The organism is Filomicrobium sp., from assembly GCF_025698805.1.
GTDB lineage: Bacteria > Pseudomonadota > Alphaproteobacteria > Rhizobiales > Hyphomicrobiaceae > Filomicrobium > Filomicrobium insigne.
This window is the reverse complement of the sequence record NZ_JAILWT010000003.1, coordinates 470646-485036: the sequence shown is the minus strand read 5'-3', so window position 1 is coordinate 485036 and position 14391 is coordinate 470646. Positions and strand designations below refer to the sequence as shown.

At 57.3% G+C, this 14391-nt stretch carries 19 protein-coding genes and 1 tRNA gene; 8 read left to right on the top strand and 12 right to left on the bottom strand.

What is annotated here, in order from left to right:
- Positions 1-159 precede the first annotated feature (159 nt).
- Positions 160-237 (top strand) — tRNA-Pro (locus tag K5845_RS09685).
- Positions 238-418: 181 nt separating this feature from the next.
- A complete protein-coding gene (locus K5845_RS09680) occupies positions 419-910 on the top strand; it encodes a hypothetical protein (protein WP_287958893.1) in 492 nt (163 codons plus the stop codon).
- An 18-nt stretch (positions 911-928) separates the two neighbouring features.
- Here the strand turns inward: K5845_RS09680 and K5845_RS09675 are convergent, their stop codons facing one another.
- The 8 genes from K5845_RS09675 to K5845_RS09640 all read right to left on the bottom strand — a co-directional run bounded on the left by K5845_RS09675 (position 929) and on the right by K5845_RS09640 (position 7808).
- Positions 929-1159, bottom strand: a complete 231-nt coding sequence (locus tag K5845_RS09675) for a hypothetical protein (protein ID WP_287958892.1) — start codon at positions 1157-1159, stop codon at positions 929-931.
- 137 nt (positions 1160-1296) lie between these two features.
- On the bottom strand, positions 1297-1761 hold the full coding sequence (locus tag K5845_RS09670; protein WP_076605415.1) for a copper uptake system-associated protein: 465 nt from the start codon (positions 1759-1761) through the stop codon (positions 1297-1299).
- A gap of 5 nt (positions 1762-1766) precedes the next feature.
- Entirely contained in the window at positions 1767-4007 is a 2241-nt protein-coding gene (locus K5845_RS09665; RefSeq protein ID WP_287958891.1) for a TonB-dependent receptor family protein, read from the bottom strand.
- An 88-nt stretch (positions 4008-4095) separates the two neighbouring features.
- The gene (locus tag K5845_RS09660; RefSeq protein WP_046480632.1) at positions 4096-4479 is read right to left on the bottom strand and encodes a DUF2946 family protein; all 384 of its coding nucleotides are present in this window, start codon (positions 4477-4479) and stop codon (positions 4096-4098) included.
- A 477-nt stretch (positions 4480-4956) separates the two neighbouring features.
- The gene (locus tag K5845_RS09655) at positions 4957-5469 is read right to left on the bottom strand and encodes a hypothetical protein (RefSeq protein ID WP_287958890.1); all 513 of its coding nucleotides are present in this window, start codon (positions 5467-5469) and stop codon (positions 4957-4959) included.
- Complete coding sequence (locus tag K5845_RS09650; RefSeq protein WP_287958889.1) at positions 5466-5777, bottom strand: hypothetical protein; 312 nt, start codon at positions 5775-5777, stop codon at positions 5466-5468. The genes K5845_RS09655 and K5845_RS09650 overlap by 4 nt, the downstream gene beginning before the upstream one ends.
- A 30-nt stretch (positions 5778-5807) precedes the next feature.
- Entirely contained in the window at positions 5808-7370 is a 1563-nt protein-coding gene (locus tag K5845_RS09645; protein ID WP_287958888.1) for a DUF1254 domain-containing protein, read from the bottom strand.
- A gap of 117 nt (positions 7371-7487) precedes the next feature.
- Complete coding sequence (locus K5845_RS09640; protein WP_287958887.1) at positions 7488-7808, bottom strand: hypothetical protein; 321 nt, start codon at positions 7806-7808, stop codon at positions 7488-7490.
- A gap of 289 nt (positions 7809-8097) precedes the next feature.
- Here K5845_RS09640 and K5845_RS09635 point away from each other — a divergent pair, with 289 nt between their 5' ends.
- Positions 8098-8346 (top strand): cupin domain-containing protein, encoded by a 249-nt coding sequence (locus tag K5845_RS09635; protein ID WP_287958886.1) that lies wholly within the window; start codon positions 8098-8100, stop codon positions 8344-8346.
- A 29-nt stretch (positions 8347-8375) separates the two neighbouring features.
- Positions 8376-8558 carry a cupin domain-containing protein gene (locus K5845_RS09630; protein ID WP_353736540.1) on the top strand — a complete coding sequence of 61 codons (183 nt, stop codon included), beginning with the start codon at positions 8376-8378 and terminating at the stop codon, positions 8556-8558.
- 25 nt (positions 8559-8583) lie between these two features.
- Here the strand turns inward: K5845_RS09630 and K5845_RS09625 are convergent, their stop codons facing one another.
- Positions 8584-9489, bottom strand: a complete 906-nt coding sequence (locus tag K5845_RS09625; protein ID WP_287958885.1) for a LysR family transcriptional regulator — start codon at positions 9487-9489, stop codon at positions 8584-8586.
- 110 nt (positions 9490-9599) lie between these two features.
- Between K5845_RS09625 and K5845_RS09620 the strand changes: the two genes are divergently transcribed.
- Together K5845_RS09620 and K5845_RS09615 are read left to right on the top strand one after the other, a co-directional pair.
- A complete protein-coding gene (locus K5845_RS09620) occupies positions 9600-9923 on the top strand; it encodes a nuclear transport factor 2 family protein (RefSeq protein ID WP_287958884.1) in 324 nt (107 codons plus the stop codon).
- Positions 9920-10699 carry an SDR family oxidoreductase gene (locus K5845_RS09615; protein ID WP_287958883.1) on the top strand — a complete coding sequence of 260 codons (780 nt, stop codon included), beginning with the start codon at positions 9920-9922 and terminating at the stop codon, positions 10697-10699. The genes K5845_RS09620 and K5845_RS09615 overlap by 4 nt, the downstream gene beginning before the upstream one ends.
- A gap of 96 nt (positions 10700-10795) precedes the next feature.
- On the opposite strand, the gene K5845_RS09610 is transcribed toward K5845_RS09615, so the two are convergent.
- The gene (locus tag K5845_RS09610; RefSeq protein ID WP_287958882.1) at positions 10796-11224 is read right to left on the bottom strand and encodes an Lrp/AsnC family transcriptional regulator; all 429 of its coding nucleotides are present in this window, start codon (positions 11222-11224) and stop codon (positions 10796-10798) included.
- Between the two features lie 384 nt (positions 11225-11608).
- Entirely contained in the window at positions 11609-11941 is a 333-nt protein-coding gene (locus tag K5845_RS09605; RefSeq protein ID WP_046479087.1) for a hypothetical protein, read from the bottom strand.
- A 91-nt stretch (positions 11942-12032) separates the two neighbouring features.
- Here K5845_RS09605 and K5845_RS09600 point away from each other — a divergent pair, with 91 nt between their 5' ends.
- Positions 12033-12638 carry a hypothetical protein gene (locus tag K5845_RS09600; RefSeq protein WP_152025016.1) on the top strand — a complete coding sequence of 202 codons (606 nt, stop codon included), beginning with the start codon at positions 12033-12035 and terminating at the stop codon, positions 12636-12638.
- 33 nt (positions 12639-12671) lie between these two features.
- Entirely contained in the window at positions 12672-13949 is a 1278-nt protein-coding gene (locus tag K5845_RS09595; protein WP_287958881.1) for an FHA domain-containing protein, read from the top strand.
- A gap of 10 nt (positions 13950-13959) precedes the next feature.
- Here K5845_RS09595 and K5845_RS09590 read toward each other — a convergent pair whose 3' ends face one another.
- Positions 13960-14271 carry a YARHG domain-containing protein gene (locus tag K5845_RS09590; RefSeq protein ID WP_076605344.1) on the bottom strand — a complete coding sequence of 104 codons (312 nt, stop codon included), beginning with the start codon at positions 14269-14271 and terminating at the stop codon, positions 13960-13962.
- Between the last annotated feature and the right edge of the window lie 120 nt (positions 14272-14391).

The following is a 14391-nucleotide window of genomic DNA, read 5'->3' as shown; positions in this document are numbered from 1 at the left end:
CGAACCGTGTGGGCAGGCGCGGTGAGCGTTCGCATAAGGCAGTTGCTTGTTTCCCCTAACAAGCGTTTTTGAAGACTTCACTCGCCTGATATGCTCAACGTGAAATTAGCGACACAAGCTGATCCGAGGTCAAATACCTCGCTTACGAACAGCTGAATACGGAGCGTAGCGCAGCCTGGTTAGCGCACCAGTCTGGGGGACTGGGGGTCGGGAGTTCAAATCTCCCCGCTCCGACCATTAAATCAATGAAATAGGTGGAACCGCCGTTGGCCCATATCTGGTCCACGGGACGAAAGCTGATTTCTTCGAAAGCGTCACGGCATCCGAGCACGAACTCAGGGCACGGCTTTCGGTCGACGTCATCAGAGAGTTGAACAAGCAGAGCGCCCCCTACAAAATTACGAGAATCACGCTGTTGTTGGAGCGGCTCGCCGTGTGGGTGGCCGCGCGCCGATACGCAGGCGGCGATATCCATCACTACTGGCAGCAAAGACGGAAGGCCGGCATAAAACTCTTGCCGCTTCTCCGTCATCACGCATTGCAACTAAAAGGGGTTTTGGAAGAGGTAAGGGAGGCACGTTTGCTGAGTAGCGTGGAGGACAAGCTGGACGAGCTAGACAGCTGGATTGACGATTTTGAACGCATTGAAACGACATTAGAGGACATCACGGTAAGACGCGGGGCACTCGGCAGACCTCAGGATAAGGATCTTGTTTTCATCATCGCCGACATATGGCGCGAAGTAACTGGCGAGCCGCCTCCAATCGATCGATCCGGTCGATTTCACCGCTTCCTCCGCGTGTTTCTAGTGGTTTTACCTTCAGACGCTGAACCTCGCCATCTGCCCGACGAAACCATCAAGGACTGGCTTACTCAATACCGACGTAGCCGACAGGCGGGGGGAATATAGCTCCTAGGCAGTCAATTCTCACCGTATCGCAGACCAATTCAGATCTTCCATACTAGCATCACCGTGTAGCCGGCTGAGCAAAGGATGGAAGTCGAGATGAACCAGGATGAAGTCCAAGTCGCTGCTGCGGCTTCCGTCTCGGAAAAGTCTCTCGTCGAGGACGAATCCCGTGATGAGGCTGTTCCAGGGCACGCGGCTCGGCTTAGCAGCTGGTTCAACCACGGTGGGGATAATGGTGGGGTCTTCCATGATCTGTCTCCTTGTTTAAGAGACAGACGAGTATGCACTTTGGAGGACCTTACTTGCTGATATCACGACCGGTTTCGGACCAGATCTTCCGCGTGACGGTTAACGCCTGTCGAGTCTGACCCGAAGGAGAACTTGAGTTAGGGAGAATGATGTCCGCCAGTCATTGAAACCACCCCCTCAAAGAGTGAGAATTTTTCGCGCCGATCGGCAGGGATCAGCGCCTCGGCCGAAGCAAGATCTTTGGCGATCCGCTCGGCGTCGCTCAAAGGAACTCCAGCCTCCGCCAGCCACCGGGATTCCTTGAGCGGATCGCCACTGCAAAGCATGACGGACCAGCCTTTGTCACCGCGCCGCATAAGCGCACGTCCACCGTGAGCGCCCTGGGTCCAGCTCGCGACGGCATAGGAGCCTGAAATGACCACTGGGCCGATCTCGACCTTGCTGTCCGGCTTGTCCCAGGTCGCGCCGATGAGCGCACGGATCTCATTCGCGTCATTGACGGCGCGGGCGGGAGATTGGATGGCGCACAAGAACGCCATATACGCGTACACACACAGCGTCGTGGAAAATCGAAAGCCGAGCGTGAAAGACAAAGTCCGCATTGTTTTCACCATTTGTATTGAATGCCGCCGTAGACCGCGAGGCCGAGGCCTGGGTTGAACAGCTCTGATGCGGCTGTGGCGGTTCCGGCAGTGATCGTCGTTGCGATGTAGCGCTCGTCGGTGAGGTTGCGGCCTTCGAGGTAGCCTGACCAGCCCTTGTCTTGCTCAAATCCCACCCGGAAGTTCAAGAGTGCGTAAGGATCGACATCCACGCTGTTCGCATTGTCCGCATAGAACTCCTGCGGCATCCATTCAACGTTCGGACCGGCATAGAAGCCACTCGGATGTTTATAGAGCACCTCGGCGCGGAGATAGTGGGGCGGCACACCGGGCAGACGATTGTTGCCCCACACCGCGTCGTTGTCGAAAAAGAAATCGTTGTAGGTGTAGGCAACGTTAAGCCAGACGCGATCTTCCAGGTCGAACGTCGACCTGAGAAAGGCTAGTCCAAAACCAGCTTCGATGCCTTGGTGCACTGTACGATCGGCATTGACAACGGTGCAGGGAGCCCACGCGGCCGTAGTCAGACACTGCAACTCGTCTCGAAGCTCGGCGCGATAGAGCGCGAGGTCCCACGTAAAGTCGGGCCTGCGGCCGCGCGTGCCAATCTCGTAGGTTGTCGCCCTCTGAGCATCGACGTTCGAGTTCGCCGGCGATGTGAACGAGTTCACATCGAAGGTTGGCACTTCGGCACTTCGCGAGATGTTTGCGAATATCTGCCATCCCGGATCGACATCCCATAGCACGCCGAATTTCGGGCTCCACAGATCAAACTCGCGACGGCCGGAGTCGTCGGGTTGGGTGTCCCAGATAGGATCATCGAAGAAGCGATCTCGCTGCTCCCGGACGGCATGCATGAACTGCGTCCCGGCAATGAGCGCAACGTTCGGCAATATGTAAAAGCTGTTCTCGGCGTATGCCGAATAGTTTTCGGCATCCCATACTTGAGATGTCGTCAGCGCACCTTTCGAACCCCCCTCGTTCACGTACTGATAGTAGTCGGTGGTACCGTTGAGAATGTTGGCGCCGATGATGAAACGGTTACGGAAACTTCCGACCATCCGATCATCAGTCGCTCGGAAGAAACCCCCATAATCGGAAACGTCGTAATCAAGGTACTCGTAGATCGGATGATCCACGTGACGCTGATGCGTGAAAACACCGAACTCCAGCATGGTGCCATCAAGGCGCAGCGTTGTCTTGTTCGCGATGCGAACTGAATCGATGTTGCGCTGCTGATCCAAGCGTAGCCATTCGGGATTGGCTGCCTTCGGAGATTTCAGCGCTGCCTCCTTCGTCACCTCGCCGGGCAACTCCCCGTCCCAGGTATTGGCATTCACATAAAAGCGCGTCTCGGCATTCTCCGACAGGCGATAGCCAAGGTTGGCATTGATGCGCACCATGTCCTGATTACTATGCTCGCGGTACCCGTCCTCGCGGTAGGCCGAGACGTTGATGAAATAGTCAACTGGACCTGACACGCCACCGGAGTTTACGGCGGACTTCACGAACCCGAAGCTGCCGACGTCGACACGCACGCCAAACAGATCGGAATCATAACCTGTGGGCGTCACGAAGTTGATCGCGCCGCCAAGAGAGTTGGCACCGAAGCGCAAGGCATTCGCGCCCTTGAACACCTCGACGTAACGATAGGCCGATGGATCGACCTCGAAGAGATCGAACAGTCCATCAGAAGTGTTGATCGGGATGCCGTCGATGAAGGCGTTAATTCCGCGATTGCCGTAGTTCCGCGTCAGCCCCGAACCTCGGATCGATACGCGGGCGTCGGGGCCCCACTTCTGCTGGATAGTGACGCCAGGCACCCAGCCGAGAGCGTCCTTGATCGTATTTGCGGGCGTGCTCTTGAATTGAGTATCGGGCACGACCTCGACACCGCCGGGTGTGAGGTTGATATCCACGGTTGCTTCGGCGGTATCTGGAACGGTGAGGCTGCCGGCGCGTGTGTCAGGAGCCGGCGGACCTGCATTGTCCGGAACTCCAATTGCTGCCTGCTGCGGCATGATCGAGGGGGCAGCTTGTTTCGCTGTTGTGGCCTTGGGCTTAACTTTAGCCTTGGGCGTCGTTGTGACGACAGTCACGGGGGGGAGTTCGACTGTGTTCTGCTGCGCGTGCGACGGCAAGGCCGCCGCTAAGAGCGTGAAAACGAATACGACCCCGAACACATCTGCGCGAATGGAAACAGGATTAGGCCGCGCCGAGATGGGGGGCCAGTGTAAAGCGTACATGGCAAGAATCCGCATTGAGTCTGAAGCGAGCGACGGGCGCACTTCCACTCGGGGAACGCGACGCACGGTCACTGATTAGGAGTTTGAATCAGATCAACGCAGAGGACGGCGGCCCCCTGGCGGATGCTGCCCCCGGCTTGGGTCTCACGGCAAAGAGTGCCACCGCTGTCGTGTAGGTGACGGCGGCATATTCGGCTTCGTGGACGAGGGATTGGGGCTCGGCCGATACGAGAGCAGCAGCACCTGAGGCAGCGAACGGGCAAAGCCCCTTGCCGTCGTGTTGCGGCTCTGTCTTAGACGGCTTGCCATCGGCATCGACGGTCAGGAGCTTCGCCCCTGTGCTCGTACAGATAACGATCTCGAACGATCCTGCCGAGGCGTTTGAAGCCTCCAGCATGAACCCAGCCGGCAACAGGCTGCGAACAGCCAGCACCAGCAGCAAGATCACGTTAACGGTCGTGCGTCTGCGCACAGAAGGTCCCCCTAAGGCGAGCAAGCTAAGCAGGGGAACCTGGCTTTGGCAATCAGGGAGAAACTTCCAACGTTGCATAGTGTTGGGCGCGCCACAGTGGGGCTGCCTCTGCGATTTCGTGCATGCGGACGAATATGCTCGTGGCGCGTCCGCTTTTGGCCCTTAGTGTCGGCCGGTCGAAGGAAGCTATCGGATCATTGCGACATTCAGCAACCAGCGAAGGGGAGCGCAGGCGCTCGGTCCCAAAAGCGGAAGTCGGCCGACGTGCGGCCGGCACGGTTGAGCTCATCACGACCACGTCGGCTATGTGGCTGAGACCGTCCGAATTCGCCGATACCTTTTTGCGGGCTTATGACCCGGAGCAGACGTTCGAAGCGTCACCCCGCTTCGAGCTGTCTTCCGAGGTGCTGAGAAGGTGGGCGGGGCAGCACGCGGGACGAACGCATCTAGCACGCAAACGCGCCGCGTCGCAGCCCGTCAGATCCACATCGTCCGCGTGCTGCGATCGCGCGTCAGCCACCACGATGGGACGACGCCGATCGCCATTACGCCGGTGAGGACGCCGAGATTGGAGAAGGCCGTGGGCAGAGCGTAAATATCCTCGTCCGTCTTCCGCAGCTCGTATCCGGCAACGGCGGTGAGCCACCCGGCAAAATAGAGCAAGGCGATACAGCCGACGAACACGACGGCGCCGGCGATGAGCGCCACCAGCAGCGACGGGCGCGCTAAGCGCCGGGCCGCGCGTGCGTAGGCGATGCCAGTCAACCCGAACGGCACTGCGAGCGGGACGTAGAAGAACGGCAGGAACCAGATGAAATAGCCCGCGCCCACCACGAGCGAGGCAGGCCAGATGTTCCATAATCCGGCGATGGCGAGAAAGAGGGCGAACAGGAAGGGCCCTGCGGCAGGTCCGACCAGCGCGAACACGCTCGCCGCGCTGATGAGGGAGGGAGGGCGCGGCGGGGGTGCGGACGTTGCGAATTGGGTCACGGGTCGGCTCCGTTGCGGCGGTCGCGTCCGACTGTAGCGCATTTGTGCGCCGACGGCCTCGCGGCGTTGCCGCCCGAGGGTTTGCGTTGGAGAAGGGAACGGTGCGCGTCGGGCATCGTGCGCAGGAACGCGATGAGCAATTTGTCCCAGAAGCTGACATCGCCGTTACCGAGATCGCGCGTGGAAGCAACCGCCGATCCATGTCCGGTTTCAGGTGAAGACCGGACATCCAACAGCGTCAGCGAACTGTCGCCGATGACCCAAAGCGAACAATTCTGCTGCGCAGAACACTGACCTCCACCCCTCACGCCACGTGGCGTCAGAACGCGGCTTTTCGTTTACTCGATTGGCTCGATCTCGCTGGGACGCCAAGTTTTATCAAACCAGGGCTGAAGTGGGCCGTAAAGGCGAAGGATCGGGTACCATCCCTTTCCTGCAACGGTTTGTATCCAGTTCGACTCCTTGCCCTTGGGTGCCTCCGGCGCGAAGTGGAGATCGACGGACCCATCCTCGTTCATCATCAGCTTGTCACGCTTGTTATTCTTGCTTGGGAATGGCTGGCCTGTTTGCAATTCTGAGCGGGTTTGGGGATCATAGACCACCACAGACCAGAAGTCCTTGGCTGGCGCGTTTGCCGGGATATGCAGCTTGTAGGCCTTGGAGCCGTCCAAATACTCGCCATGTTTATCCACGGTCGCAATGGCATACTGGGAGCCCTTGCCGACCATCTTCAACACCATCGCCGGCGTATTCACTGTCGCCTGGTAGAAGAACATGGTGCGGGCATCGAGATTACGTCCGCCCGTACCGCCGTCCTTGAGCCACTGGTAGTTGCCGCCAACGAAGCCAGTGCCCCAGGCGCTGCCAGGGTAATAGGCGAAGCCCTCGAGCCTCGGCCGGAACACGATGGCCCGCGCCATGGCATTGCCGATTGCCACTGCCTCGGTCAGAAGCTGCTTCATGCGCGCGTTGGGCGCGAAGGCCTTGCCCTTCTCGATACCGATCGAGGCGAAAATACCGCGCAGCTCCGGCTCAAGCATTTCGACGGGCTCGCGCTCGATGACCGTATGAAGCTCGTCGTAGAACTCAAAATTGTTGGCATGAATCGTGTTGAAGGGTTTGCCCGATCCATTGATGAACTCCATCGGCGGCGGGGCGTTGCGCTTTGCCAGCGGATAGACCTTCAGGCCTGATTTGAACATTGCGGTGGCCGCGTCGGGCTTTCCATCCACGAGAAATCCACGCAGAATAAGCAGGTTCACGTAACTTGTGGACTTGGCGACGAAGTATTTCTCGCCGTCGACCTCAGCTTCCGCGCCGCCCTCCGGGGGGGCGAGATCGCCCTTGTAGTCGGGAGGAAGGATCAGGTATTTGCCGCCCTTACCGCGATCAGGACCGGGGATTCCCATGTCAATCACGAAGCGGAAATAGGCATCGTCAACAGTGCCGGGACCGGATCCGGGCGGGACTTCGATCACTGTAGGGCCGTCGCGCTTTAGGTCGAGCGCGGTCATGGCGTAAACCGTATCCGTATTGCCCGTTAGGAACAGTGGCGCTGAATCTAGCAGCTTGTCCATGACGATAACTTTATGGGAGGCATCTGCGCCGGCGTCGATGAACCCGAGCCGGAGTCCCTCAATGGATGTGGCCGGGATACCGTTCAGGAAAGTTTCAACGCCCCGGATGATATCGAGCCCGTCATAGAGCGTGTCAACCGTCTCTTTGTCCGGCATGCCATCGAAGAACTTCAGCGTGCCGAGCCGGGTTTCCACGGTGTCGGGAGTCATGATTTTGTCGGGGATCTTGTAATTATAACCTGGAGTCGGTTTGTCCGCCCAAGCCGCTGGCGCCAGAGCAATCACAGACGCTGAAATCAAGACAAAAATAATATTGCGTTTCATTTCGACCCCTCGGTCTAAAGGAAATATGGTGAGCGCGTCAGTCTAGCGTCGTTTTTAAAACTTGCGCGAATTCAATCGTGATCGTGCGTCAAAAGTCAGCTCCATGATTAACTTTTGCTAACTCAGGTGAATAACGCCAAGTGCGAGTTCGCCTGCTTTCGCAATGAGCTGAACAAACTGCGGCGACAGCTTTTGGCCCGGTCGCTGACATCGCCGCTTCGGCGGGTTCGTCCCAATAGCAGTCATTTCGTTCTCTGCGGTCAGCGCCTCGTGAATGATCACCGACCAGCTCCGCTTGTGGAGGTGAACCGGTCGAGAGAAGTCGATCTCCTCCGCTATCTCGATTGCGGCATAGACTGCGATGCGCAGGTCGCTGGCGCACAGAAGCGAAAAGGGACGACGCCGTTCATCAGAAGTCGTCGCTTTCGTCGAGCACACGCTGCGTTCGATGACTTCGGACCTTGTTGTTTCTCGTCGTGAATTTGACCGCCTTGATTTCGTGGACCTCCAGCGAACTGGCGTCCACGCGCAGCGTAATCGTCCGAACGTCCTGCGGTGTTCGATCCCAGATGCCGGCATAGGCACCAAAGTGCGGGAATTCGTCGGTTTCCTTCTTCGGCGGTTGGGCGGGCGCGTCGAACGCCCTACCGAAAGGCTCGAACGTCCGCTGCTCGGCTCAACTCACGCAAAGCATCACCCCAAATTGAACAAACAAGGAGCCAACATAATGAAGCGCCTAGTCGCAGCCATTCTGATCGCACTCGCAGGTCCAGCCTACGCCGAGAACACTGCGCACGACGCAAAAGAACTGGTTCCGGCCGACATGAAATTCGAGGACAATCCGGCCTTCCCAAAAGGCGCGCAAACTGTGGTGGTGTACGGCGATCCGTCGAAACCCGGAATGTTCATTCTGCGCCTGAAGATGCCCCGAATTACCTCGTGCCACCGCACATTCATCCCGTTTTCGAATCTGTGACCGTGCTTAGCGGCACCATGGGAAGCGGCATGGGAAATACAGTTGAAAAGTCAAAGGGCAAGTTGCTCGGCCCAGGCTCCCTCCTGCTATTGCCCGCCGATCACCCACACTACGTGTGGTCCGAAGAGCAGGAGACGATCATCCAGGTTACAGCCATCGGTCCATTCGACCTGATTTACGTGAACCCGGAAGACGATCCGCGAAACAAGTGATCCCGGCACGTGCGAGCCGAGCCGGTCACGATCTCGAGTTGGCGCTAAGTTCGCGGGCCAAGTCGACGAAGGCCTTGAAGGCTGCCGAAGGATTGCGGCGTCCCGGATAATAAAGGCAGAGCCCGTCAAAGGGCTCCGTCCAATCCTCCAACACACGGACGAGGCGTCCTGCCTCTATGTCCGCGCGCACGTCCTGTTCCAGAAAAAAGCCGAGACCAATGCCTTCCAGCACCGCGGTCCGCGCTACACCTACCTCATCCAAAGTGATCGGTCCGCCGACATCGATCTGCACGGCCTGTCCGCCTTTCGCGAATTGCCAACGATATAGGGCGCCGTTGGGCAGGCGGACACGAATACAACGGTGATTGAGTAGGTCCGGAGGAACGCGCGGTATGGCATGCCTCTCGAAATAGTCCGGCGAACCGACGACGGCGTATCTCTGTGGACGTCCCAGCGATACCGAGATCATGTCGGTGGGTACAAGGCCGGCCATCCGAACGCCGAGATCGAACCCTTCGGCCACGATGTCAATCAATCGGCCTTCCGTGACGATGTCGATATGTACCTCCGGATAGCGGCGAAGATATTCGAGCACCAGTGGCGAAAGGATCTCGCGCGCCGCCGTGGCGAACGCGTTGATGCGGAGCGTCCCCGAGGGCGTTGTCTGCTGCGAGCGCACTGTTTCCATGGCGCCGTGGATGGCCTGCAGCGCCGGGCTCACCTGTTCGACGAACAGCCGGCCGGCGTCCGTCAGCGAAACGCTGCGCGTCGTGCGATTGAACAGGCGAACCCCAATGCTCGCCTCCAACTTGGCGATAGCGTTGCTCAGCGCGGTCGTCGACATGCCGAGTTCCAACGCGGCGGAGCGAAACGAGCCCCTGCGCGCAATGGCGATGACCGCGTCAAGGTCGTTCAGCCCGGGTCGATACATTGTCCTGCTTTCCGCAATGCCTCATCCGCATTTATCCCGCTATTCGAAATGAAGGTCTACACTTAGATTGAATGGGACAGAGATGGTCATCGAACGAAAGGAGCAGCGGCGTGCATTTACCTCGAGCGATCCAAGCCTACTTCGACGCGGACAAAGCCCACGACGGCGAGAGCCTGATTCAGGCCTTCGCACCGGATGCGGTTGTGAGAGATGAAGGCCAGCTTTATGCCGGCCACAAAGCCATTGTCGCGTGGTGGCGGCATGCAAAGGCGAAGTATCAGCACACGGCCGAACCGATAAATATGGACCGGAAAAATGATGTCACCGAAGTTCACGCAAGGGTGATAGGCCAATTCCCGGGAAGCCCTGCGACGCTCAAATTCGCGTTTCGGATTGAAGGCGATCGGGTCGTCCATCTGGAGATAGGCGCATGACCGGGTTCGTTACGCTGGAGCGAAAGCGAGCCCTTATCACCTCCGGCACAAAAGGAGCGGGGGCCGCGACCGTCAACCTTTTCCGGGAACTCGGAGCAAAGGTACTGACGACTGCTCGCTCTCGGCCGGAGTCAATGTCGGAGGAGCTTTTCGTCGCCGCCGACCTCACCACGAAGGAGGGCAGCGAACTGGTGGCACAGGCTACGCACGAACGGTTAGGGGGCGTCGATATCATCGTGCATATGCTGGGCGGCTCATCGGCTCCGGGAGGAGGTTTCGCGGCGCTGAGTGATACCGAATGGAATAAGGAGCTCCAATTAAATCTGTTGCCTGCCGTTCGGCTAGACCGACTACTTATCCCGCACCTGATCTCACAAGGAAGCGGAACCGTAATACACGTCTCCTCCATTCAGCGGCAACTTCCCCTGCCGGATGCAACCACCGCCTATGCCGCGGCCAAGGCTGCACTGTCCACCTACAGCAAAAGCTTGTCCAAGGAAGTCGCTCCTCAAGGTGTCCGGGTCGTTCGGGTCTCGCCTGGCTGGATTGAAACGGAATCTTCTATCGAACTCGCGAAGCGCCTCGCAAAAGAAGCGGGAACGGACGTCGAGGGTGGCAAGAAGATCATCATGGAGTCCCTCGGCGGAATTCCGATCGGCCGTCCATCGAAGCCCTCTGGGATCGCAAGTCTCGTCGCCTTCCTTGCCTCCGACCGTGCGGCGACAATTACGGGCACCGAGTACGTCATCGACGGAGGAACCGTTCCGACGGTCTAGGCGAAGCCGGGCCGCTCCGTCGGAGCGTCCGTTGACGTTCGAATTGAGCCTGGTCCTGGTGAGGTGATGATGCTGCTGCTCTGGATAAACGCGCTGTCAGAACGCCAGGAGAGCGTTCTCCTTTACCTCCTTCATGACGAAGAAGGTTTGGGTTTGTCTGACACCGGGAAGAGCGATCAGCATCTGTCCATGAAGTTTGTTGAAGTCCTCCATGTCTCGCACACGGACTTTCAACAGGTAGTCGAAGTCTCCCGCCACCAAGCTGCAGTCCAGAATGTCTTTCACCTTGAGCACAGCTCCCTCGAAGGCCGCGAAACTCTCAGGAGTCGACCTGTCGAGCACAACGCCAACCATCACGAGTGCGCCCAAGCCCACCATTGCCGGCGCCAGCTGCGCCCGAACCGCCGTGATGAATCCCTCGTCGAACAGACGCTGTGTCCGCCTGTGGCAGGTCGCAGCGCTAACGTTCACCCGCACGGCGAGTTCGGCGTTTGTCAGCCTTCCCTCGGCCTGCACGGCTCGCAAAGGAGTTTTTCGGACGGAGAATTGTGATCGCAGCGGACGTCCGATTGAGGGAAGGTTATTTCGAACGTCACATCTCAGTCGAATCGAACAGATCGAGCTGACTGAGACGCGTTTTGCGTTACATGCAGAGCAGGTTCTGCCGATTCAGTATTTTGGTGGGTGTCGAATGAAGCTTGGGCGTTCATCCGATCTGCCATAAATTTCCAGCGTGTCACTGGCTGAGATCGCTGCTCGATACGAGGCAGATCCCGGGCTGTGCGATTTCCCACATCCTGTACTGCAAGAACATTGAGATCCGTTCTGTCAAATGGCCTATCTACCGGCTCTTGGTCTACGCAAAGCCTGCTAAGCAAGAAGAAGATTTGAGAAAATGCCAACCCTCGATCAGCAGTTGATTTTCTCAAGTTCTCGAGCGCTTTCGCGCAGACCAGGGTCCTTGATGAGTGATATTGCTTTGCGTGCGTCTTGGCAGTTGGCACTCTTGTCCGTATTCACCGTAGCACGCAATGCGTAGAACATTCCGACAAGCTCATTCTCCGCACTCGAATTCTTGATGAGGCGGCTACATGCCCCAACCATCGCCTCGGCTTGAGTGCTGGCGTCACCTTGCGTACAGGTTGCGTAGTCCGCCTCCAGGCCGTCGTAGGCAATTGCAGCTGTCGCGGTGGCAGCAAACAGCATGGCGCAGACAAGGGAGCAAATTCGTTGTGTCATCATGAGATATTCTCCGCCTTGGTCAGCCGATACTCTAAGCATACTGATATTCAGCTATCCTGCCTAGGCTTCTAAAGGTTCATAGATCGCACACTTGCAATTCAAACCCGTTTCTTGGTCCGTTAATCCCGTTCACCGATGTTTTCTTGATTTATGGGGCACACGTCACAATACTCTGGAAAATTTTATATTTTCAGGGGTGACGGCGATGTCTTTTGTCCGGTCATTGATATTTTTGTTCTTCATGGCGGTGTTTATGTCATCTGCGCAAGCTGCGCCGACGTGCAAGGCGGTGGCGAACGACATCGTGATAGGTACAACCCGTGACATTCTTCAGCAGGTCGTCGAAGAAAACCCAAGCCTCAAAAGTTTGAGCGAAAGCGATCTGGTTAAGAAGGCGGGCAAGCAATTTCTGACAGCGGAACGCCCAGATTTTCAAGCGCACGGCTACATGATGCTCCTGTGGTTCGCGGGCGAGGAAGGCCGGACTCTGGTGAAGGATATTGGGCCTAAACTGACGACGGAGGAGCAACGCGCGCACTACTATTTTGTGCTTGGCCTGCACCAGATTCGAGCTGATGGAGCAACAACAGCTGCGACAGGTCGGGACTACATCCGGCAGATGCGCGACAGCGGCAAAGTTTCTTTCGTCGGCGACGATATGTGGACGCTGCTGATCGAGACCTGCACGTTGCCGTAGGGCGATAGAGCTTTCGTATTGAGGATTGGATCTGTGGCTACGGTCATTGCACGTGCAGGGCAGGCTGCTCCGCAGCGCTTTGAACTGACAAATGGTTCAACGGCTGTGATTGGCCGTTCGTCAGAGGCCGACATCGTCGTTGCTTCAGACCGAGCGTCGAGGCGACATGCAGAACTAGTCTGTTCGCAGGGAAGGGTGCAGGTCACTGACCTGCAAAGCAGCAACGGTACTCAGCTTGATGGCAATACGATAACCTCTACAACCTGGACTCCAGGGCAAATTCTAATGGTTGGGCCCTGTGAATTTGCGTTGGAAGTCTCGGTCGCCGAGCAGGCTACGATGGTAACGCGGCCTAAGAGCACGAGCGACGATACGAGAATTAACCCTGCTAAGACTGGCGCCGTACCGGACCAGACGCAATTTTCCAAGAACCTTTTCGTGCGACATTGGCAAGGCGGATACAGCCTGGGCCGATCAATCTTCATCAATATCCTGGTTATTGATGTCATTTGGGTGCTGATTGCGGCGAACGTTGTTGCTCCGCTTATGGCAGACCTTGCACCAGACGCGCGCCGTATCGCTTTTTCGATCGAATTCCTTGGCATGATGGTGCTCGGCATATGGCAAGCCGTTGGCCTGTATCGGTCGTTGCGCGGAGCAAAGAAGCGCGGAGCGTGGCTGATCTCGCGCATCTTCGGATGGGTCGTGTGCATCTTTCTGGTATTGGGTGTGCTGGCGCTTGGGGTGACGTGGATCAATGGTCTTAGCCAAATCAGTGAGTCCGAGATTGGAACGTCCTCGGATGGCACCCCGCTCTATCAGCTCAGTGTGAATGACAACGTGTTGTTGTTTGATGGCCAAGTCGTCTGGCCGATTGTTGCCGACTTTCAGCAAACGCTTGCGCAGAATCCTGACATCAACACCGTAGTGTTACGTAGTCCGGGTGGTGACGTTGTGGCCGGTCGACGCGTAAACGACATCCTGCGTCCGTTGCAGCTGACAACAGCGGTCGCTGATTTCTGTCACAGCGCCTGTACGATTATGTTTGCGGCCGGAGTTCGCCGCATCGCGGCGCCGCAAGCGCAAATTGGCTTTCATGCGACATCGGTTATTCTCATGGACGAGATGATGACGAGACTGATGAATGCCTTCACACTGCGTCACGACAGTCTAAATTCAGATTATTATCTGGAAGCAGGCTTCGATCCTGAGTTCGTCCGACGCGCCGTCGCAACACCAAGCACAGACCTGCTGATCCCGACGCAGCAGGAGCTGTTAAACGTAGGCGTATTGACCGAACTCATTCGATAACATGATCGGTTCAGCAGCCGCGTTTGCTTTCCCAGGCTTTGATCTCATTGACGACCGATTGCAGGTTGCTCGGAAGCTTGCCAAAGGGGGGCTGGCAGCCTTTACCGAAGACAGCAATTGCGCGTGGGTTTTCGAAGCAATATCCGTGGCGGGCAAAAATGGCGTTGCGCTCATGCCAGAGCTGCTGACAGGTCAGTCCCGCGTAATAGTTCTGGCCACTATTTCCATCATCGCCAGCCTGGCTTGATGGCGCGGTAGTGAACAATATACCAAGCGCCAAGGCCGCAATGAGTTGAACGTGGCAAACAAGTTTTAAAAACATCAGCAAAAATCGCCTTCGGTCGAGTTTGTTTTTTTTCTCAGATTACAGATTGCGTGGCAAGCGCTCGCAGTGTGTTGGGCATATCCATGACGGGTTAATTGCCGCATTGGTTTACGGGCA

Coding starts and splice junctions, on each gene's coding strand:
- K5845_RS09675 (WP_287958892.1), bottom strand. CDS start 1,159: ATGGAAGACCCCACCATTATCCCCACCGTGGTTGAACCAGCTGCTAAG.
- K5845_RS09670 (WP_076605415.1), bottom strand. CDS start 1,761: ATGCGGACTTTGTCTTTCACGCTCGGCTTTCGATTTTCCACGACGCTG.
- K5845_RS09665 (WP_287958891.1), bottom strand. CDS start 4,007: ATGTACGCTTTACACTGGCCCCCCATCTCGGCGCGGCCTAATCCTGTT.
- K5845_RS09645 (WP_287958888.1), bottom strand. CDS start 7,370: ATGAAACGCAATATTATTTTTGTCTTGATTTCAGCGTCTGTGATTGCT.
- K5845_RS09635 (WP_287958886.1), top strand. CDS start 8,098: ATGAAGCGCCTAGTCGCAGCCATTCTGATCGCACTCGCAGGTCCAGCC.
- K5845_RS09630 (WP_353736540.1), top strand. CDS start 8,376: ATGGGAAATACAGTTGAAAAGTCAAAGGGCAAGTTGCTCGGCCCAGGC.
- K5845_RS09625 (WP_287958885.1), bottom strand. CDS start 9,489: ATGTATCGACCCGGGCTGAACGACCTTGACGCGGTCATCGCCATTGCG.
- K5845_RS09615 (WP_287958883.1), top strand. CDS start 9,920: ATGACCGGGTTCGTTACGCTGGAGCGAAAGCGAGCCCTTATCACCTCC.
- K5845_RS09605 (WP_046479087.1), bottom strand. CDS start 11,941: ATGATGACACAACGAATTTGCTCCCTTGTCTGCGCCATGCTGTTTGCT.
- K5845_RS09590 (WP_076605344.1), bottom strand. CDS start 14,271: ATGTTTTTAAAACTTGTTTGCCACGTTCAACTCATTGCGGCCTTGGCG.